General features: G+C 70.8%; 25 protein-coding genes. 10 read left to right on the forward strand and 15 right to left on the reverse strand.

Going from position 1 to position 19688, the window contains the following annotated elements; genetic code table 11:
• Nucleotides 1-53 precede the first annotated feature (53 nt).
• Nucleotides 54-599, reverse strand: coding sequence for a carboxymuconolactone decarboxylase family protein (locus KY469_06635; GenBank protein ID MBW3662758.1), 546 nt, complete (start codon nucleotides 597-599; stop codon nucleotides 54-56).
• A gap of 132 nt (nucleotides 600-731) precedes the next feature.
• Between KY469_06635 and KY469_06640 the strand changes: the two genes are divergently transcribed.
• From KY469_06640 to KY469_06665, 6 genes are all read left to right on the forward strand, one after another.
• Nucleotides 732-1487 carry an alpha/beta fold hydrolase gene (locus tag KY469_06640; protein ID MBW3662759.1) on the forward strand — a complete coding sequence of 252 codons (756 nt, stop codon included), beginning with the start codon at nucleotides 732-734 and terminating at the stop codon, nucleotides 1485-1487.
• Nucleotides 1488-1649: 162 nt separating this feature from the next.
• Nucleotides 1650-1976, forward strand: coding sequence for a DUF427 domain-containing protein (locus KY469_06645; GenBank protein ID MBW3662760.1), 327 nt, complete (start codon nucleotides 1650-1652; stop codon nucleotides 1974-1976).
• Nucleotides 1976-3379 carry an NAD(P)/FAD-dependent oxidoreductase gene (locus KY469_06650; GenBank protein ID MBW3662761.1) on the forward strand — a complete coding sequence of 468 codons (1404 nt, stop codon included), beginning with the start codon at nucleotides 1976-1978 and terminating at the stop codon, nucleotides 3377-3379. Before KY469_06645 ends, KY469_06650 begins: the two co-directional genes overlap by 1 nt.
• Before the next feature lie 120 nt (nucleotides 3380-3499).
• Nucleotides 3500-3769: a zf-HC2 domain-containing protein gene (locus tag KY469_06655; GenBank protein ID MBW3662762.1), complete on the forward strand. Its 270-nt coding sequence runs from the start codon at nucleotides 3500-3502 to the stop codon at nucleotides 3767-3769.
• 75 nt (nucleotides 3770-3844) lie between these two features.
• A complete protein-coding gene (locus tag KY469_06660) occupies nucleotides 3845-4213 on the forward strand; it encodes a cupredoxin domain-containing protein (protein ID MBW3662763.1) in 369 nt (122 codons plus the stop codon).
• Between the two features lie 55 nt (nucleotides 4214-4268).
• A complete protein-coding gene (locus KY469_06665) occupies nucleotides 4269-5429 on the forward strand; it encodes a hypothetical protein (GenBank protein MBW3662764.1) in 1161 nt (386 codons plus the stop codon).
• Here KY469_06665 and KY469_06670 read toward each other — a convergent pair.
• Nucleotides 5419-6228: an ABC transporter permease subunit gene (locus tag KY469_06670; protein ID MBW3662765.1), complete on the reverse strand. Its 810-nt coding sequence runs from the start codon at nucleotides 6226-6228 to the stop codon at nucleotides 5419-5421. The two genes, KY469_06665 and KY469_06670, sit on opposite strands and share 11 nt — an antisense overlap.
• Complete coding sequence (locus KY469_06675; GenBank protein MBW3662766.1) at nucleotides 6221-7021, reverse strand: hypothetical protein; 801 nt, start codon at nucleotides 7019-7021, stop codon at nucleotides 6221-6223. Before KY469_06675 ends, KY469_06670 begins: the two co-directional genes overlap by 8 nt.
• A 50-nt stretch (nucleotides 7022-7071) precedes the next feature.
• Here KY469_06675 and KY469_06680 point away from each other — a divergent pair, with 50 nt between their 5' ends.
• On the forward strand, nucleotides 7072-7680 hold the full coding sequence (locus KY469_06680) for a CDP-alcohol phosphatidyltransferase family protein (protein ID MBW3662767.1): 609 nt from the start codon (nucleotides 7072-7074) through the stop codon (nucleotides 7678-7680).
• Between the two features lie 5 nt (nucleotides 7681-7685).
• Here KY469_06680 and KY469_06685 read toward each other — a convergent pair whose 3' ends face one another.
• From KY469_06685 to KY469_06695, 3 genes are read right to left on the reverse strand one after another with little or no spacing between them, the layout of a single operon-like run.
• Nucleotides 7686-9119 (reverse strand): FAD-dependent oxidoreductase, encoded by a 1434-nt coding sequence (locus tag KY469_06685; GenBank protein ID MBW3662768.1) that lies wholly within the window; start codon nucleotides 9117-9119, stop codon nucleotides 7686-7688.
• A complete protein-coding gene (locus tag KY469_06690) occupies nucleotides 9116-10168 on the reverse strand; it encodes an ABC transporter ATP-binding protein (protein ID MBW3662769.1) in 1053 nt (350 codons plus the stop codon). Before KY469_06690 ends, KY469_06685 begins: the two co-directional genes overlap by 4 nt.
• Nucleotides 10165-11322, reverse strand: coding sequence for an ABC transporter substrate-binding protein (locus KY469_06695; protein MBW3662770.1), 1158 nt, complete (start codon nucleotides 11320-11322; stop codon nucleotides 10165-10167). Before KY469_06695 ends, KY469_06690 begins: the two co-directional genes overlap by 4 nt.
• A gap of 299 nt (nucleotides 11323-11621) precedes the next feature.
• Here KY469_06695 and KY469_06700 point away from each other — a divergent pair, with 299 nt between their 5' ends.
• Nucleotides 11622-12272: a TVP38/TMEM64 family protein gene (locus KY469_06700; protein ID MBW3662771.1), complete on the forward strand. Its 651-nt coding sequence runs from the start codon at nucleotides 11622-11624 to the stop codon at nucleotides 12270-12272.
• Between the two features lie 203 nt (nucleotides 12273-12475).
• Complete coding sequence (locus KY469_06705) at nucleotides 12476-13675, forward strand: MFS transporter (protein MBW3662772.1); 1200 nt, start codon at nucleotides 12476-12478, stop codon at nucleotides 13673-13675.
• A 19-nt stretch (nucleotides 13676-13694) separates the two neighbouring features.
• Here KY469_06705 and KY469_06710 read toward each other — a convergent pair whose 3' ends face one another.
• Together KY469_06710 and KY469_06715 are read right to left on the reverse strand one after the other, a co-directional pair.
• Nucleotides 13695-14300, reverse strand: a complete 606-nt coding sequence (locus KY469_06710) for a hypothetical protein (GenBank protein ID MBW3662773.1) — start codon at nucleotides 14298-14300, stop codon at nucleotides 13695-13697.
• Nucleotides 14301-14303: 3 nt separating this feature from the next.
• Nucleotides 14304-14498, reverse strand: coding sequence for a hypothetical protein (locus tag KY469_06715; GenBank protein MBW3662774.1), 195 nt, complete (start codon nucleotides 14496-14498; stop codon nucleotides 14304-14306).
• Between the two features lie 308 nt (nucleotides 14499-14806).
• On the opposite strand from KY469_06715, the gene KY469_06720 reads away from it, so the two are divergent.
• Nucleotides 14807-15472 carry a haloacid dehalogenase type II gene (locus KY469_06720; protein MBW3662775.1) on the forward strand — a complete coding sequence of 222 codons (666 nt, stop codon included), beginning with the start codon at nucleotides 14807-14809 and terminating at the stop codon, nucleotides 15470-15472.
• Nucleotides 15473-15475: 3 nt separating this feature from the next.
• On the opposite strand, the gene KY469_06725 is transcribed toward KY469_06720, so the two are convergent.
• The 7 genes from KY469_06725 to KY469_06755 all read right to left on the reverse strand — a co-directional run.
• Nucleotides 15476-15688 carry a hypothetical protein gene (locus tag KY469_06725; protein MBW3662776.1) on the reverse strand — a complete coding sequence of 71 codons (213 nt, stop codon included), beginning with the start codon at nucleotides 15686-15688 and terminating at the stop codon, nucleotides 15476-15478.
• A 66-nt stretch (nucleotides 15689-15754) separates the two neighbouring features.
• Nucleotides 15755-16333: a hypothetical protein gene (locus KY469_06730; GenBank protein ID MBW3662777.1), complete on the reverse strand. Its 579-nt coding sequence runs from the start codon at nucleotides 16331-16333 to the stop codon at nucleotides 15755-15757.
• A gap of 59 nt (nucleotides 16334-16392) precedes the next feature.
• Nucleotides 16393-17031, reverse strand: a complete 639-nt coding sequence (locus tag KY469_06735) for a hypothetical protein (GenBank protein MBW3662778.1) — start codon at nucleotides 17029-17031, stop codon at nucleotides 16393-16395.
• Nucleotides 17032-17084: 53 nt separating this feature from the next.
• Nucleotides 17085-17378 (reverse strand): thioredoxin family protein, encoded by a 294-nt coding sequence (locus tag KY469_06740; protein MBW3662779.1) that lies wholly within the window; start codon nucleotides 17376-17378, stop codon nucleotides 17085-17087.
• 121 nt (nucleotides 17379-17499) lie between these two features.
• Entirely contained in the window at nucleotides 17500-18501 is a 1002-nt protein-coding gene (locus tag KY469_06745; protein ID MBW3662780.1) for a zinc-dependent alcohol dehydrogenase family protein, read from the reverse strand.
• 158 nt (nucleotides 18502-18659) lie between these two features.
• Nucleotides 18660-19136: a hypothetical protein gene (locus tag KY469_06750; protein ID MBW3662781.1), complete on the reverse strand. Its 477-nt coding sequence runs from the start codon at nucleotides 19134-19136 to the stop codon at nucleotides 18660-18662.
• A 117-nt stretch (nucleotides 19137-19253) separates the two neighbouring features.
• A partial coding sequence (locus tag KY469_06755) for a hypothetical protein (protein ID MBW3662782.1) occupies nucleotides 19254-19688 on the reverse strand: 435 nt, incomplete at its 5' end.

Below are 19688 nucleotides of genomic sequence, written 5' to 3' on the forward strand. Positions count from 1 at the left end.
GCGATCTCGAGCCGTCCTCGTCGGCCGGCGCTTGGGGTGTCGGGTCTCGGGTGTCATTCGAGCGGCGATGCCGCCGGGAGATCGAGTTCGGTGCCGACCATGTGGTTGAAGTAGTTGGTGAAGATGGTGCGGACGACCTCGGCGTAGCCCTCGAGCAGCTCGGACTCGGTCCAGCCCGACCCAAGCGCGTTCTTCCACGCGATGTCGTCGACGTAGCCCTTGTTCGCGGCCACCTCCCGGCACACCTTCAGCATGGCGGTCAACCTGTCATCACCCGGTACCTCGCCCCTCCGGATGGCCAGCGTGTCCTCTTGGGAGTGCCCTGCCGCCTTGGCCGCGCCGGTGTACGCCGCCTGGCAGTAGTCGCAGGCGTTGACGTTGGCGACCGTCAGGTGGATGGCCTGGCGGACCGGCTCACCGAGCGACGACTTCTCCCGGAGGATCCCCTCCAGCGTCGCGTAGGCCTCCAGCAGCACCGGGGCGTGGGCCATCTCGGCGTGGATGTTGATGACCTTGCCGAGGCGCTTGCCGAGCGCCTCCAGGGTCTCACGGCTCTCATCTGGGGCGTCGTCGACGGTGTGAACGGGAACGCGCGGCATGGTTCCTCCTGGTCGCCACGTCTCGACCCCAGAACCACGCTCGCGACCGGAAGCTTCCGTTCCCGTCGATCCGGAACAGCGATCAGCGCACCGACGTTGCCTCTGATCAGACCCGAAGATCACGGATCCAACGTGCCGCGAACGACCGAGCTGACGTTCCCGGGAAGCAGCGGGGCGCGCCTCGCAGGCGTGCTCCACGAGCCGGATGAACCCCGGGGCAGCGTGCTGATGGCTCACTGCTTCACCTGCTCCAAGGACCTGCACACGATGACGCGTCTCGCCGACGGGTTAGCGGAGGCCGGCTACGCGGTGCTGCGGTTCGACTTCACCGGGATCGGTGACAGCGGAGGGGACTTCTCCTCGAAGACGGTCTCGCGCAACGTGCGCGACCTCGTCCAGGCGGCGACCGCGCTGATCGAGCGCGGCTTCGGCCCGTGCGGACTCCTCGGCCACAGCCTCGGCGGGGCGGCGACTCTCCTCGCCGCGTCACGCCTGAAGACCGTGCGCTCCGTCGTGGTCATCGGAGCGCCCGCCACTCCCGAGCACGTCCGCGGGCTGCTCGTCGATCGCGAGGCCGACATCCGCCGCGACGGGCAGGCGACGGTGAGCATCGGCGGGCGCCCCTTCCCCATCTCGGCGGAGTTCCTCGACGACCTCCAGCGACACGATCAGACCTCCGCCGTCGCCGATCTCGGCCGGCCACTGCTGGTCGTGCATGCTGTCGGCGATACCGTCGTCGAGATCGACGAGGGTGAGCGCAACTTCGCTGCCGCGCGTCAACCCAAGGCGTTCCACCCGCTCTTCGACGCCGACCATCTGCTGACCTCACCGGTGTCGGCGGAGCAGGCGCTGGGTCTCGTGCGTGGATGGTTCGACGCCACGCTCTGACGACATCCTCCGTCGGATGCAGTACCGGATCGTGAACGGCGCACCCGTCGCCCACCACCTGGCTACGGTGGACGTGCTCGCGGACTGAACCGACGGAAGCGATCCGCGCACCTATCGGTTCCCACCTTGACCCCCCGGATAGTCGAACCACGGAGGACCCCCATGCCCCGAGCGGTCTGGAACGGCGCTGTCCTCGCCGAGAGCGACGACACGGTCGTCGTCGAGGGCAACCACTACTTCCCGCGTGAGTCACTGGACGAGCGCTACTTCGAGCCCTCGGACCACACCAGCCGATGCCCCTGGAAGGGCCAGGCGCACTACCTGACCGTCGTGGTGGACGGCGAGGTCAACCGCGATGCCGCCTGGTACTACCCCGACCCGTCCCGAGCCGCGCGCGAGATCGAGGGGCGCGTGGCGTTCTGGCACGGCGTGCGGGTCGAGGACGACCGTCCTGCGCAGAAGCGATCGCTGTTCCGCAGGACCGGCTGATGGCGCAGCACGAGTACGACGTCGTGGTCCTCGGCGGAGGATCGACCGGCGAGAACGTCGCGTGGTACGCCATCGACAACGGGCTGACCGCCGCGGTCGTCGAGTCTGAGCTGGTCGGTGGAGAGTGCACCTACTGGGCGTGCATGCCGTCGAAGGCGCTGCTGCGCCCCGGCGAGGCGCTGGCGGCGGCGCGCCGAGTACCCGGCGCGGCCACGGCGATCACGGGTGAGGTCGACGTCGACCGGACGCTCCACAGCCGGGACGCGTTCGCGGCCCGCTGGGACGACAAGTACCAGGTCCGCTGGATGGATTCGATCGGTGCCGCCCTCTACCGCGGCCAGGGGCGTCTGGCGGGTGAACGGCACGTCGAGGTCACCGGCGACGACGGTGAGCGGACCACCCTGACGGCCCGCCGTGCGGTGGTCGTCGCGACCGGATCGCGTGCCGCCACCCCACCTGTCGAGGGCCTGCACGACATCCGCACCTGGGACAACCGCGACGTCACCAGCGCGAAGCAGGTGCCCCAGCGCCTGCTCGTCATGGGCGGCGGCGTGGTCGGGGTCGAGATGGCCCAGGCGTGGAAGCGCCTCGGGGCGCACGAGGTGACGGTCATCGAACTGTTCGACCGCATCCTCGCCCGGGAGGAGCCGTTCGCCAGCGAACTCGTTCGCTCCGCCCTCGAGGCCGAAGGCATCACCGTCCTGACCGACGTCCGCACCGTCCGCGCCCGGCGAGACGGCGACAGCGGACCGGTGACGCTCACCCTGGCCGACGGATCGGAGCTGGTCGGCGACGAGCTGCTGGTCGCCACCGGCCGGCGAGCCAACACCGAAGACATCGGGTTGGACACCGTCGGACTCGAGGCGGGCGGCGACCTCGAGACCGACGACCAACTCCGGGTCGACGGCGTCGTCGGTGACTGGCTGTACGCCGCCGGGGACGTCAACGGTCGGGCCCTGCTGACCCACCAGGGCAAGTACCAGGCTCGCCTCGTGGGTGACCTCATCGCGGGGCGCGACCGGCGCGACTGGGCTGACACCCACGCCATCCCCCGCGTCGTCTTCACCGACCCGCAGGTGGCCGCGGTCGGGCTGACCTGCGCCCAGGCACGGGACCAGAACATCGTCTTCCGCACCGCGGAGGTCGAGCTGGGCGGCGTGGCGGGAGCTGCCCTCCTTGGAGAGGACGTGACCGGACGGGCCCAGCTGGTGATCGACGACGCGCGCGACACCATCGTGGGTGCGACCTTCGTGTGCCCGGGAGCCGGCGAGATGCTCCACGCCGCCACGATCGCGATCGTGTCGGGCATCACGATCGACCGCCTCTGGCACGCGGTCCCGGCGTTCCCCACCGTGAGCGAGGTGTGGCTGCGGTTGCTCGAGGCCGACCGCGGTATCAGCTAGACCGCTCAGCCTCGGGGCCGCCCCGGACACCCCGCGGGGCACTTCCCGATCGACTCCAGCAGGTTGGAACAGAACACGAACCGGCCAGGTTCCCATAGCGACCTCGATCGGGAGGCGGCGGTGGGACTCCAGACCTTGCTCGGACGGCACGACGAGTGCAGGCGCACGCTCCGCGACCTGCAGGCGTACCTCGACGGGGAGCTCGACGAGACGACGACGTGGGATATCTCCCGTCACCTCTCGGGATGCGAGGAGTGCTTCGGCGACGCCGAGCAGTTCCGCCTGCTCAAGCAGGCGCTGTCCCGGCTCCGTTGCGCCAGCGATCCGCTGGCGCTGCGACGGCTGCGTGAACTCGTGGCCGGACTCCCGGGGAGTCGCGCCGGCACCTGAGCGGAATGGATCGGCTTCGGGCGGGTTCCCATCCGCGGGAGACGGATGCTGGCTGCACCTGACGAGGAGGGATACGTGCGTCACCATCTCGCGACCGTCGGCATCGGCCTCGTACTCGTCCTCGGCGCCTCTGCGTGCGGGGGTGACGACGACGCCGACCCGTCAGGAGGACAGGTCGCGGTCCAGGGGACGGACGCGCTCGCGTTCGAACCCTCCAGCCTGACGACGTCAGCCGGACAGGTGACCGTGGAGCTGAGCGCCGGCGACGAGTCCGAGCACACCTTCGTGATCGAGGACCTCGGCGACCGTGAGGTCGTCGCCGCCGCGGCGGGAGAGACGGCGACCAGCATGGTCGAGCTCGAACCCGGGACCTACGCCTTCTACTGCGACGTCCCCGGACATCGCGAGGCAGGCATGGAAGGGACGTTGGAGGTCACCGGCTGAGGATCGGACGAACCGTCCGATCTCGACGCAACGCACCCAGGAGGGGAGAGTACCCATGCCCGAACGACACCCACCGCCGTTGACCCGTCGACGGTTCCTTTCCGGCGTCTCCAAGAGCACCATGGGATTAGCACTGGGAGGCACCGCCGCTTCGCTGCTCGCTGCCTGCGGCACCGACGACGACCCCACGCTGACCGATCCCGGAGATGGCGGCTCGCCGGTAGCGACCGCCCCGCCGTCACCGACCGCGACATCGGGCCCGGAAGGGGGCGCGGTCGTGGGTGACGTCATCGACTACGCCCTGACCTCCGACGAGTGGTCAGGTGATTTCGGATGGGTTCAGATGCGGCTGCGCCGCGGCGTCGTCGATGGTGCCGACGTCACGTTCATCCGTACGGACGCATCGGACGAAGCGTTCGCCGAGACCGAGCAGCTCGTCTTCGTGCCGCGCATGACCGTCCTCGCCGACGGACTGGCCGGCACGGCCTACGTGTTCGAGGATCCCGAGCATCCCGTGGTGCTGTCCACCGAGCCCGGCCGCGACGACTACACCCCGGCGTGGCACGTGCACCGCGTCACGTGGCAGGGGACGGCGCGCGAGCTGCGCTCAGTGGCCGAGGTTCAGGAGGCCGAGTCCGGCGGCGAGCTCACCGTCGAGGCGACCGGGATCGTCTTCAACGGTCCACTGGTCACGTGGTCCGACGGAGCGCTCCCGGTCGACGACGAGCGCACCGGCTACCTCGGTCCCGGCCAGCTGCTCGAGGAGCCCGATCTGGACGAGCTCACCGTCCGGTTCAAGCTGCACGAGTGCTTCCCCGGTTCGCGCTACATCGTCGTCGACACCTCGGCTCCGCCGATGGCAGAGGGCATGGCCATCGCCGCCGCCCCGCCCCTGGCCCAGGCCACCGATGCTGGCGCCACCGGCAGGGTCAACGTGTTCATGGGAGGCGTGGAGGGACCCGGACCCATGGGAGGCCAGCCCTCGGTCTTCGACTCGCGTGCCGGCGACCCGGTGTGGAGCCCGTACTGGGACCACCTGACGTATGTGTGGAAGGACGATGCGACCCCGCGCGTCCTCGCGGACGAGGCCGCGGTGCACGCCGCACGGGACGCCGGCGAGCTCGACGAGTTCGTGGGCACGCCCGACACGGGCGGGCAGGGCTTCGTCGTCAACTGCCCGGTGCCGGTCGTGGCCCCGAACACCTTCACCGGCTGAGCTCGGGGCGAGGTGGCCGCGTCTCGTTCCGCGCGGTCACCTCGCCCACCTTCCGGACGGCCGCCGCGAGCGCGATCACCGGTGGCGCCGCGAACACCAGCGCCATGGCGGCGGCGACCTGCGGATCGCGTCCGACGTACGGCAGCAGGATCACCGGCAGCGTCAGGCGTCCACCTCCGACGGCGAGACTGGTGCCGTACTGGCTCCAGCTCACGACGAACCCGATCAGGCTCGCGACCACGACGTACGGGGTGACGGTGGGCAGGGTGACGTGCCAGGTCCGCCGCCACCACCTCGCCCCGAGCGTCCCCGCTGCCTCCTCGAGGCGTCTCGTCGCGGACCCGAACGCGGGGACCAGCAGGAGCACCACGTAGGGCAGCACGTAGACCAGGTGCGCGGTGACCAGGCCCGGGGTCGTCCCGGTGAGGCCGAGGCGTAGCAGCCACCGGGTGAGACCGACACCGGCGGCGTACGAGGGGACGAGCAGCGGCAGGATGACGATCGTCAGCACGGCCGCGCGCTGACGTGGCGAACGGGCCGCGATCCATCGCGCCGCCGGCCACGCGAGACCGAGGGCGACGACGGTGGATGCGGCTGCGACGACGAGCGATATCCGGACCGCCGCCGCGATCCCGGTACCGGGAGCGGCGATCACGTCGAAGGCACGCCCCCCGAACTGCTGCGGGATCAGAGCGGGGGCGCGCCAAACGTCGGCGAGAGCTCGCAGGGGCAGGATCAGCAGCGGCGCGACGACCACCGCACCCAGCAGCCACGCCCACCCCGATCGCGAGTCACGCATCGCGGGTCGCTCTCCGCGCCGCGACCGTCGTGAGCACGACCGCGACGGCGGTGGTCACCAGCAGCGCGACAGCGGCGTGCGAACGCCCCGCAAGACCGCCGACGCGGGTCTCCTCGAGGGCGTAGGTGGCCAGCATGGGGGGGCTGTTCGGACCGACGAGGAGTGGCACCTCGAACGCGCCCGTCACGAAGGCGGCCACGACCACCGCACCGAGCACCAGCGGGCCACGGAGGGCCGGCGCGACCACGAGCGCCAAGCGTCGGAGCGGACCGGCACCGGCCACGGCCGCCGACTCCTCGAGCGTGGCGACCTCGTCGTCCCATCCCGCCAGCAGCAACAGGGTCAGGAACGGGACCTCCTTGAACAGGTAGACCAGGACGATCCCGGCACCCGACGATGCCCGGACCAGCTCGACGGGGAGGGGGGCGAGGGCGCGGTCGGCGAGCCCGCCGGGACCGAGCCACAGCACCGCGAGCGCCGCCACGAGCAGGTGCGGGAGCAGGACGGGCAGGCCGAACAGGACCTGCGCCCAGCGGTGACCGCGGATGACACGCGCGGCGAGCAGGGCGAGCGCCGCGGCCGACAGGGTCGTGACCACGGCGAGCGTGACGGTGAACCACAGCGAGCGGTGGAAGCGCGCGTCGGCGAGCACGAACCGCCACGCGTCGAGCGTCGCCCCTCCGTCCGGGGCCGGATGCAGGCTCGTGACCACCGCCCCGACGACCGCCCCACCGAACAACACGACGGTCGCCCCGAGCGCGGGGACGACCGGGACCCACCCGGATCTGCTCACGTCGGAGCCGGGGTCTCAGTACGGTGCGCCCCGCCTGGATCGGACCACGCATGTTGGATCGTCCGTTGCGCCGCCTCCTGAGCCCGGCGCTCGACAGCACCGCCGCGACGCTGGCTCGTCTCGGCGTGGCGCCGACCGGGTTGACGCTCGTCGGCCTCGTGACAGCGCTGCTCGCCGCGACCGCCGCCGGGCGCGCGGCGTGGACGTGGGCACTGGCGCTGTGGCTGGTGAGTCGGGTGTTCGACGCTCTGGACGGTCCGCTCGCTCGCGTCCGCGGTCGTGCGGGCGCGCGTGGCGGGTTCCTCGACATCGTGGCCGACTTCACCGCCTACGGCGCGTTCGTGGTCGGCTGCGCCATCGGTCAGCCCGACGCGCGCCTGGCATGCCTGGTCCTGCTGTGCACCTACTACGTCAACGGCACCGCGTTCCTGGCGTTCTCGTCCCTGGTGCGGCCCGGCCGCGACCGCGATGCGCTGGCGGACGACCGCGCGCTGACGTTCCTCGGTGGGCTCGCGGAGGGGACCGAGACGATCGTCGTGCACGCGCTCATGGTGGCGGTGCCGTCCCTGATGGCGACGATCGCGTGGGTGTTCGCCGCGGTCGTCGTGGTGACGATCGTGCAGCGGATCGTCGTCGCTGTTCGACTGCTGGAGCGGTGATGCGCTCACCGTGGCCGGTCCACGCGACGCAACAGCCACAGCAGGGGACGCGTCACGGCCCGGACCCGGGGTGACAGGAACCGCTCGCGGAGGTCCTCCAGCGCGGCGCGCCATGGTCCCTCACCGAACGTCGGGTAAGCGTGGGTGCTGGCGGCGACATGGCGCAGCCGGCTGCCCGTCCGGATCCACGCGGTGAGCTCGGCGATGCTCTCGCCTGCGGACTCACCCACCACCGTGGCCCCGACGACGCGGCCACGCGCATCGGTGACGATCTCGGCGAACCCGAAGGGTCGTGCCGCCGTGATCGCACGATCGAGCTGGTCGTAGCCGAAGCGCGCGACGCGGATGCGGTCGCCCCAACGGCGCCGGGCTCGCGCGGCGCTCAGGCCGACGGCCGCCACCTCGGGGTCGGTGAACACGACCCGCGGGACGATGTCGGGGTCGAAGCGGCGCCGCAGCCGGAACAGGGCGTTGGTCACGACCAATCCACCCTGGAGTCCCGCGGCGTGGGTGAAGGGCAGCAGCCCGGTGACGTCGCCAGCGGCGAACACGTGAGGTGATGTGGTCCGCAACGAGCGGTCGACCCGGACCGACCCATCGGGAGCGACCTCGACACCGACCCGTTCGAGATCGAGTTCGTGCGTCCGGGCACGACGGCCGGTCGCCACCAGGATCCGGTCGAACTCCACAGTGGCGGATCCGGCATCCCCCTCGAACTGCAGATGGCCGGATGCGACCTCGCCGACCCGGGCGGAGGTGTGCACGCTCACGCCGTCACGCTCGAGCGCCTCGGCCACCACGGCACCCACCCGAGGGTCCTCGGTCGGCAGCAGCTGGTCCGCGATCTCGATGATGCTCACCGTGCTGCCCAGCCGAGCGAACGCCTGCCCGAGCTCGCACCCGACCGCACCCCCACCCACGATCGCGAGGCGCTCCGGCACGGCGTCGAGCTGCCACAGAGTGTCCGTCGTGAGTGGCTCGGCGTCGATGAGGCCCGGGATCCCCGGCAGGGTCGGCGCAGACCCGGTCGCGACGAGCGCGGTGCGGTAGGCGACCTCGTCGTCGCCGATACTGACGCGGCCGGGCGCGACGAAGCGGGCATGGCCCTGGCGTACCTCGACCCCCTCGGCGCGGAGCCGTTCGGGGCTGTCGTGTGGCTGGATGGTCTGGATCGCTCGGTGGACGTGGCGCATGACCGACGGGAGGTCGACGACCGGCTCGGCAGGTCGCAGTCCGACCTCGTGGGCGGTACGCATGTCGTGGGCCCGTCGGGCGGTCGCGATCAGCGCCTTGCTCGGCACGCACCCGGTCCACAGGCACTCGCCTCCGGTGCGATCGCGCTCCGCGAGCACGACCCGCGCCCCGACCCCGGCGGCACCGATGGCCGCCGTCAGCCCGGCCGTTCCACCTCCGATGACCACCAGGTCGTAGCGCCTCACGGCACCACCGTCACGTCGTGGTCGGCATCTGGTAGCCGCCACACGGCTGACCCGCGGACCGCCAGCCCGACCGCGTCGCCGGGTGCGAGCTGGGGCGAGGTCGGGGCGTGCACCTCGAGCGGTACGCCCACGTCAACGAGGACGCGGAGGTGGCTGCCCTGGTAGGTGACGTCGCTGACCCGGCCCCGAACCGTCGCCTCGCCACCGGGCACTACGGCGATCCGTTCGGGACGGATCGCGACCGTAGCGGGCCCATCGGAACCGTCTGCCGGTAGCCAACCTCCCGGAAGCTGGAGACGACCGTCACGGACGTGACCCGTCACGAGGTTGGCGGCCCCGAAGAACCGCGCGACGGTGGCTGAACGGGGCCGCTCGAACACCTCGCGGGGCGGGGCGTGCACGACGACGCGCCCCTCGATGACCAGGGCGATGTGGTCACCCATCTCCGCCGCCTCGGTGCGGTCGTGGGTCACGTACAGGGCGGTGGTCGCGTGCTCGCGCTGAACGGCACTGATGAGCCGGCGCAGATCCTCCCGGCGGTGCGCGTCGACCGACGACAGCGGCTCGTCGAGCAGCAGCAGATCGGGGCGGGCGGCGAGAGCTCGGGCGAGCGCCACCCGTTGCCGCTCCCCGCCGGACAGTCCGCCGACACGTCGGTCAGCGAACCCGGCGAGCCCGACCTCGTCCAGCAACCGCGCGGCTTCCTCGCGGCGCGGCCGGCGCTTCCGACCCGCCACCCGGAGCGGGAACGCGACGTTCTCCGCCACGTCGAGGTTGGGGAATAGCCGTGGCTCCTGGAACACGACGGCGACACGTCGACGGTGGACGGGAACGCCGTCCAGGGACCGTCCACCCAGCTCCAGGTGTCCCTCGGCGAGCGGCACCAGGCCGGCGATGGCACGCAGGAGCGTGGTCTTGCCCGCGCCGGACGGCCCGACGATCGAGGTCATGCTGCCCGGCGGCACGCGCAGATCGACATCGCGGAGTACGGTTGCACCCGAGAGCCGCACCGCCAGCTTCTTCAGGACGAGCTCGGCCGGTCGCCTCACCGCAGCACCTCCACCAGCCACCGTCGTTCGAGCTGCTCGACGCGCTCGACCGCGAGTTCGTCGAGCAGTCGATCGGGCACGTCCAGCACGTACGGGCTGTCACGTGTCGCTTCGAACCGGGCGCGATCGGGCGGGGCCAGCCGGTCGAGGTCGAGCACGGTCGGCACACCCAGGACCTCGGGGTCCGCCTTGATCGCCTGGAGGTCCGGCTCCAGCAACAGGTCCGCGAGCACCAGTGCCCCCTCGACGTTGGTCGCGTTGGCCGGGATCGTGACGTAGCTGACGTTGTGCAGGGTGCCGTGTTCGAGCACGAAGGGCCGTGCCGTCTCCGCGAACACGCCCTGCCGCACCGCCGTCTCAACGAAGCCGGGGTCGTAGCTCATGGCGACGTCGACCTGTCCATCGCCGAAGAGCTGATTGAGCTCCGCCTCGGTCCCGGGGTAGGACCGACCCTCGCGCCACGCCACCTCCCGCAGCTCCCGGAGCCACGTGAAGGCCGCGTCCTCGCCCATCACCTGCACCACCTGGCGGACGAACGCCGACCCGGTGAAATCGGGGGGTGCCGGGTAGGTCACCCGACCCGGGTTCGCCCGCGCGTACGCCAGGAGCTCAGCGAACGTGGCGGGCGGATCAGCGATCCGGGCGGTGTCGTACGCGAAGGTGAACAGTGCACGGCTCCAGGGCGACTCCTGCCCCTCGACGGGAACGCCGAAGTCGCGCTCCACCGTGGACAGGTCGACCAACTCCGCGTTCGGGAGGGCCGGCGACCAGTCCTGCAGCCACAGGCCCGTGCGCTTCCCGAGGGCGAAGTTCTCGCCGTTGATCCAGATCAGGTCGACCGTTCCGTCGATCACACCTGCCTCGTGCTCCGCCAAGACCTGCTGTACCGCGTCGGCGGTGTCGCTGACGGGCACGCGCTCCACCGTGAGGCCGAGGTCCTCCGCAGCCGGGGTCACGTGGTCGTCGATGTAGCGGTTGACGCGGTCATCGCCTCCGAACAGCCACCACCGGACGGTCTGTCCCTCGGCCGCCGCGGTCACGGCGGCCCAGTCCTCCGGGTCGGCTGGCTCGGACGTGGATGGGACGCCGGACGCGCAGGCTGCGGCTGCGGTGAGCGCCACGAGGAGTGCGGCGACCGTGGTGGAGGGCGTCATCGGTCGAGAGGACTCCTGGTCGCCACGGGTTCGCCTGAGGCAACCGGCCACTCACCCCCGGTGTTCCCCCAGAGGAAGATCCTCCACCGTAACGGGTTGTCTGCGTGGCGGAGCTTCGTTCCACGTCCTCCTGCCACAGCCGCCCCGACCGCACACGACCGTCAGCGATGAACAGACCGCCATCCAGCCTGAGCCGAGTTTCGGGCGGAATACCCGCGAGGCGCGCCCGGGTTCCCGAGCAAGTGCGACCACCAGCGGTACGTGACCGGGATCGGAACGACCGATCCCCCAGCGCCGAGATGCCTGAGGACACGAACCGCCACCGCGCGGCGTGGCTACGGGTCGCGGCCCTGGTGCTGATCCTGGCCGTCTCGGCGCTGCTCGTGGCCACGTCCGGTCCCGACATCACCAGCGCGCGGGACACCCTCCAGCGTCTGGGGTGGCTGGCGCCGGTAGCCGGCGCGGCGTTGTACGCCGTGCTGACGGTCCTGATGGCTCCCGGTGCGTTCCTGACGGCCGGCGTCGGGGTGCTGTTCGGTACTGCCACGGGGATCGTGGTGGCGCTCCTCGGCGCGATCGTCGGGGCCACGGTCGCCTTCGTCATCGCACGACACAGCACCCGTACCGCGGTCGACCGGCTGCTGACCGGCCGAGGCCGGGCGGTCGATGCGTGGCTCTCGGAGCGTGGCCTGATCGCGGTGTTGACGCTACGCCTCGTCCCCCTCGTGCCCTTCAGCGCGGCGAACTACGCAGCTGGCCTCACCGGAATCTCGCGCCGCGACTACCTCATCGGGACCGCCCTGGGGATCGTCCCGGGCACGGTCGCCTACGTCGCGATCGGGGCGAACATCACCCGTCCCGGAGATCCCCAGTTCATCGCGGCAATCGTAGGACTGGGCGCGCTGAGCGTGCTCGGGGCGGTGGTCCTCCGTCGCCGTACTCGGGACTGACCGGTCCGTGCGTCGTCGATCGCTGGCAACATCGTCCGCGGCACCGCCCTCGTGGCCGTAGCACTGTGGTACGTCTTCGAGCCCGTCGCCCCGCCGTTCCGACGCCCACACGAGGTGATCGCATCGTCGCTGTCCGCTCCGGGGTTCGCGTCAACGCCTCGCAGTTCCTACTGCTGACCCTCGTCACCGCGTTCGTCGGCCTGATGGTAGGTCTCGAGCGGACCGTGGTTCCGCTGATGGCCGGACCCGAGTTCGGCGTGCAGTCCGCGGTCGTCACGATGTCGTTCATCGCCGCGTTCGGCGCGACGAAGGCTCTCGCGAACTTCCTGGCGGGCTGGCTCGCCGACCGACGAGGCCGTCGGAGGTTGCTGATCGTTGGCTGGCTCGTGGCGCTGCCGGTTCCCGTGCTGCTCGGGCTGGCGCCCGCGTGGGGCTGGGTCGTGGTCGCCAACCTGCTGCTGGGCGCGAACCAGGGGCTGTGCTGGACGATGACGCTCGTCATGATGAGCGATATCGCCGGCCGGCCGAGGCGCGGGATGGCGATCGGGGTGAACGAGTCCACCGGATACGTCGCGATCGCGGTCGCCGCGCTGGCGTCGGTACCCCTCGCAGAGGCCTACGGTGCACGCTCCACCCTCGCGGCCGGCGGACTGGTCGTCGCACTGGGCGGACTGCTCCTGTCGCGTCACGCCCACGAGACCCTCGACCACGCCCGATCGGCCGGCCCGGGCGAGGTGGAACGACTCGACGTGAGATGGCGCACACTGCCGGCTCGGATCCTGGTGCCGCGACGCGACCCGCAACTGGCCGCGTGCTACCAGGCCGGTCTGGTCACGAAGATCAACGATGCCGGGGTGTGGGGGCTGGTGCCCCTGGCGCTGGCGGCACGTGGCCTTCCGGTCGGTCACGTCGCACTGGTGGCCGGGGTCTACCCACTGGTATGGGGCTTGGGACAGGGGCTGACGGGAGCGATGAGCGACGTCGTGAACCGGCGACCGCTGATCGGCGGCGGCATGCTCATCCAGGCGGCAGGCCTCGCCACGTTGGCTACCACGTCCGACCTCGTTCTGGCGGTCGGAGCCTCGGCAACCATGGGCTTAGGGACGGCCTTTGTCTACCCAACGCTGCTCGCTGCCGTCCGTGACATCGCCCGGGGCCGGTGGGAGGCTTCGGCGTTCGGCGCCTACCGCCTGTGGCGCGATGCTGGCTTCGTCGTAGGAGCTCTCGGTGGCGGCGCCCTCGCCGAGACCGCCAGCATGACCGTTGCACTGGTCACCGCCGCGGTGGTGACCGCCGCCTCGGGAGCCGCCACCTACGTGCTGTTGCCGCGCCGCCTCGCGACTCTCGACGACGCACTCGTGCCCGGATCAGCGGTAGCCGACCCCGCAGACGGGCCCGCGTGAGGCTCGCTGGCGAGGAGGGTCAGTCGCCGCCGCGACGCGCGAGCACGACCGCCGCCAAGACGACCGGCGCCATCGACAACCCCAAGCCGAGGACGCCGCGGGCGATGGGTGGCAGCGGTCTGAACACGTGCGCCAGTCGTCCCGACACGTACATCGGTGGAGCCTCGCGAAGTACGTCGGTCTTCGCATGCCCTCCGGCAGCTTCCCAGGTCTCCCACATGCTCCCGGTACCGGAGAGCATCGGGACCACGTGGGTGCTGACCTCACGGTCGTCGGGGAGACCGCCGGCGGCGACCGCCGCGAGAGCTGTCTGCACGACGCCACGGTCGTTGGCCCACAGGGTCCGCCACAGCACGGTGCCGTCGCTCCCCACGAGGTACGCAGCGTGCGGCTTGGGGTCGAGCGCACGGTGCAGCGTGCCGTCAACATCGTCGACGAGCACCGTCCATTCGACGTCGTCGCGTTGGGCGTAGTCGCGTGCGTGCTGCAGCTTCCGCTCGAACGTCTCCGCCTGGGGGTAGCGGTCGCCGGGGTGGGCTTCGCGCACGTAGAGGGTCACGAACCTGACCCGATCACCGAAACGGTCGTGCAGTTCTCGCAGCGCCGGACCGGCGCTGAGGGTCATCGGTCAGGTGTAGGACGCCAAGACCATGAACATGGGCCTGTCGGCCACGGCCTCATCGCGGGTGAGGCGCCCGCCGTCGATGGCTGGAAGGTCGAAGGTCGGGAACGGCTCGCCCGGCGCGGGCCCGCCCTCGAAGCGCAGGTCGTGGTAGAGCAGCTCGCGTTGGAAGCCATCGAAGCGGTACGGGATCGACGCCATCTTCTTCCCTCCACACGATCGTGGGTCACCCTCGATCCTCCGCACGATCGTGGGTCACCCTCGATGCAACCAGCGTCGTACCGGTCCCGAGGCGTCCTGGCCTGTCCGGCCGGTCCCCGGCGCCTACCCGCTTCCTCACGGTTCTGCACGACCGCCTGTTACACCCTTCTCTCCTGCCGTTCGACCGAGCCGCAGCCGGGAGGCACCCGCCTCCGCGGGTGTACGCATCGACGTGACCCACGAACGGGACCGCGTACCGCGGCCGCCACGCTGGCCGACACGCTCTGATCGCGACGAGGAGAAGGCTCATGATCCAGCTCGTGATCCTGGACGTGAACGGGACGCTGTTCTCGCTCGATGCGGTGGCCGACGGCCTCGCTGATGTCGGCCTCCCGGGGCAGCTCGACGTCTGGTTCGCACGCATCCTCCGGGACGGCTTCGCGACGGCCGCCGCCGGGACGTTCGTCGCCTTCCCGGATCTCGCACGTCACCACCTCACGGTGCTGCTGGACGAGAGCGGGTCGGAGCCCACCGACGAGCGGATCGACCACGTCATCGGTGGGTTCGACGAGGTCGCCCCGCACCCTGACGTCGAGCCCGGACTACGTCGACTCACCGACGCCGGCGTGACGATCACCACCATGACCAACGGCACGGTCGAGATCACCCGTGACTTCCTCCACCGCGAGAACCTCGAGAGGTTCGTCGAGGACACGTACGACGTCGAGATGGCCGGACGATGGAAGCCGGCTCCCGAGCCCTACCGGTACGTCCTCGGTCAGCACGAGGTCGAGCCCGGTAACGCCGCGCTCATCGCGGTGCACCCCTGGGACATACACGGAGCTGCTACCGCGGGGCTCCTCACCGGGTGGGTGAACCGCTCCTCCGCCCGCTACCCCGACCCCCTCGCACGCCCCGCCGTCGAAGCCGACTCGTTCGAGACGGTCGTCGACAGGTTGCTGGCCATCGAGTGATACCTAGACGGGGAAGATGCGCGCGAACGTACCCGCGAAGGTCCCGAGGATCACGAACCAGACACCGACCAGCATCAGCACGTAGCCGCCCCAGTGTTTGACCGCCGGGGCGCTCGCGCGGAGCCGTTCGACGAGCCGTTCCTGGCTGACGGCTACACCGAGCGCCGCCGCGAAAAGGTGGAGGACGAGCACGAGGGCGGTGACGGTGAAGGCCACCACGGCGACCGTGAACCCGCCGGTGGTGAGGGCTTGCCCGGCCAGACCGGCCAGGATCGGTCCCGTTCACCCGAAGCCCGCAGCCAGGTAGCCGAACCCGAACACCGCGGTCCCGGCCACGGGGTGTCGGCGACGGAGAGACGCTTGGCGCTTGAGCAGTCCGTGGATAGCGGGTTCGAACCGGCGGAAACTGATCGCCAGCTTGTCGGCCTGGATGGCACCGAGGACGAGCAGGAGCAGCCCGATGACGATGCGGATGACCCGGCCACTGGTGGACGTGAACGTCACCGCCCCGGCCAGGCCGCGTCCTCCCAGCGCGAACAGTAGACCGACCGCCAGTACGAACACCGATGCGCCGACCGCGAGGGCGGCCGCGAAACCCACGGACCGTCGGAGCCGCTGCGGAAGGGGCTTCTCCGCGCCGGTGTGGCGCGCGAGCAGGGTCGCGAGCAGCGGGAACGAGCACGGTGAGAAGAACGCCGCGGATCCGGCTGCCGCGGCCAGCAGTAGGGTTCCGGCACCGGTGACGGCGGGCAGGTCGAAGCGAGGGAAGAGCACGTAGCCGGCGTACCCACCGCCCGCGGCGATCAGCACCGCAGCGGTCAGCATGGCGTACCGGGTGGCGTCTCGGCGCGGGGACAGCACGGCTCCTAGCGTTCGGCGGATCCGACCGTACGGGTCCCCCTACGGGGGAGGGTCAACCGTCACCTCCGTTCGGCGTATCGGCGCGCGACCTGCACCGCCGCACCCAGATCCACGATCGCGACGCCTATACGCCCGCGTCGCCACTCCTCGGCGGCGCCTCGAGAGGCGAGGAACGGCATCTGGGTACAGACGGCGCTGAGGGGTCCGGTGGTCGGGCAGCACGACGTGACCTCGGCTCCGACGATGGCGAGCACGGTCGTGGTCGGTACGACGTCGTGTGGGGTGCCGTCGGCGTCGACGACGAGGCTGATGGCGCGGCTGGTGACGGGGCAGGTGGACCGCACCTGTGCCGGCTCGTCGAGCAGGATGGGCAGGAACAGCGCGTCGAACCCGCACCAGGTGTAGAGGTCGTTGTCACGCACGCGGAAGCGGTGCGGCGTGGGGTTGAGCGTCAGTGCGGCACCGACGACGGCCCCATCCTCCACCTCGTAGCCGGCGGCAGCGGCCGCCGCGATGCGCTGCTGTACCTGCGTCGACGGTTGGGCGGTCGCGTCGGCGAGGTAGGCGACATCCGCGGGGAGTCCGTCGGCGAGCCGGTCGAGGACCGCCGCTCCGAACCCGCCACCGTCATCGAGTGACGCGAGAGTGGCGCGGCGGCTCCAGGTCTCCAACAGCTCCTCGATCGTCGGGGTAGGCACGGTCCTCTCGAGTTCGGCGGGCGACCCCCTCTGGGGCGGCGCCCCGAAGCAGGTCATGCCAGCACTTCTCGGAGCTGCTCGAGCGTCGGGGCGCCGGAAGGGCCGTCGGGGGTCTGGTAGATCCGACAGGACAGTCCGAAGGGCTCGTCACCCTGGGCGAACGCGTCGGTCCCGTCGACCAGGACCGTCGGTGATCCCCGGAACGCCAACCGCTCCGCGTCCTCCGGGCTGTCCACCTCGACGTAGGTGATCTCGAACCCGAGTTCGTCAGCGAGGACGCGGAGCCGTTCGTCGGCGGTCATCCACGACGGACAGCCGTCGAAGTACAGCAGCTTAACCTGCGGCATGGCTGAGCTCCTCGACGTGGGTGCTGGCTCCGGGAGGCGAACACGCCACGCACCGTACGGGTTCCACCGGGATGGAAGGTCAAGTCCCGACCGTCCAGGAGCGACAGCGCCCGGTCGGTCGTCAGCGCAGGTCGAGGACGGCGCTACCCGCGAACCGGTCGTGGGCGAGATCGGACAGCGCCTGCGGGGCGTCCTCGAACGCGTAGGCGTGTGCGGTGACCTCGAGGTCGAGCCGCCCCGCGAGCCGCAGGAACTCCTCGCCGTCGGCACGGGTGTTGGCGGTCACGCTGCGCACCTGACGCTCCTGGAAGAGGTGCTGCTGGTAGTTCAGCGGCGGCACATCGGTCAGGTGGATGCCGGCGATCGCCAGCGTCCCGCCGCGATCGAGTGCACGGAGTGCGTCGGGCACGATCGCACCGGCAGGCGCGAACAGGATCGCCCCATCCAGGGCGACGGGAGGTGTCTCCCCCGCCCCACCGGCCCAGGAGGCACCTAGCCGCCGCGCCAGCTCCTGACCGTCCTGGGATCTCGTGACGACGTGGACCTCCGCCCCGGCAGCGATGGCGAGCTGTGCGGTGAGGTGGGCCGACCCTCCGAACCCGTAGATTCCCAGTCGGCCCCCGGGCGGTAGCTCGGCGCGTTTCAGTGCCCGGTAGCCGATGATTCCGGCGCACAGCAGAGGCGCGGCGTGGAGGTCGTCGATGGCCTCCGGGAGCCCGTAGCAGTAGCCCTCGGGGACGGTGACGGTCTCCGCGTAGCCGCCATCGTGGGTCCAGCCGGTGAAGGTCGGATCGAGGCAGAGGTTCTCCTGTCCCCGTCGACAGAAGCGGCACACTTGGCAGGTCGAACGCAACCACGGGACACCTACCCTGGTGCCGACATCGAAGCGTCCGGCCCCCGGCCCGAGCTCGACAACCTCCCCGACGATCTCGTGGCCCGGGACGACGCGTGGCTGACGCGGTTCGAGATCGCCTTCCACGACGTGGAGATCAGTGCGGCAGACACCGCAGGTGCGGACGCGGATACGTACCTCTCCGGCCCCCGGGGGTGGGGGCTCGTGCTCGACGAGTTCGAGGGGACCGTCGTCGATGGGTCCAGGTCGACGTACCCGCCAGCACCGCACGTCCCGCCTTCCGACACGATCCGACACGAGCACCGGCGTCAGGTACGGGCCACCAACCACCGCACGGACACGCGTGTCGCCCCGACGATAGCCAGCATCACACCAGTTAACGGGCGGACGGGTGGACACTCCTCCGTGCCGCCGGACGAGGGCGATCGTCACTCTCGCTGCTGCCGGAGCACGAGCGAGTACTGCGAGACGATCTCGTCCTCGGACCCAGGCTCGAACGGGCTCGCCGACACGATCAGCCAGGCGCCGATCTCGGGGTGGGTCCACTCCCCCTGCCACGCCCGGGCTCCCGCCTGGGTGGGCGCGACACGGGGTACCCAGCCCCGCGAATCGAGCTCGCGCTCGTAGAACTCCAGAACCTGCTGGGGTGTCCGCCCCGCGACCTCGTACGACCGCGTCACCGCACCTTCCGCCGCCTCGGTCTCCATGTCGGGTCCCACCGCTTGACTGCCCGGAGCGACGGGCAGCTGCTCGAACTCGCTGGCCAACTCGGCCGGCTGCTCACCGAACTCGACGCCGAGATCGCCACCAGCCTCGGGGTCCGTCGGGGCGGTGTCGCAGGCAACACCGAGGACGGCGAACGCGGCGACCACGGTGACCGCCAAGCGGCGTGGGCCGCGGTGCACGCTCTGCCTCCCGCTCGACGGACGGACGGTTCATCCGCGATCGTGGCAGTTCTCGGGGCACCACCACGCCCCGGCCGTGCCATCCATCGGACAGGGGGCCGGGTCTCGCCGACGCGTTCAGCTGGGATCGGGGTAGTCCTCGAAGATGCGCTCCGGCGCGTCGACCAGCGGCAGGTGCAGGCGGGTCCCGTGCTCGGTCGGCCCTTCCCGTGGTCCCAGCCCGACGCTGACGAACCCGGCGGGGTTGCCCGGTACGGCCCAGACCGCGTTGGACGACTGCAGCAGCAGGCCGATGCGGTGTCCCTCGTGGACGATGTAGTCCTCGGGCAGGAACGTCACGTTGGCGTTGACCCAACCGTTCGCCGGACCGGCCGCCTGCTGACGTCCGTCGCGGTAGTCGACGTTGAGGAAGCCGCGCTGGATGGTCTTGTAGGTCCCTTCCGGATCGATGTCGACCAGGATCGGCGTGAGCGACTGGCCGGTGACGTCGGGGAGGAAGTTGAAGGTGCCCTCAAGCACCGCGCGGCCCGCGATGCGGACATCGGTCGTCAA

The sequence above is a fragment of the Actinomycetota bacterium genome, from assembly GCA_019347575.1.
Lineage (GTDB): Bacteria > Actinomycetota > Nitriliruptoria > Nitriliruptorales > Nitriliruptoraceae > JAHWKY01.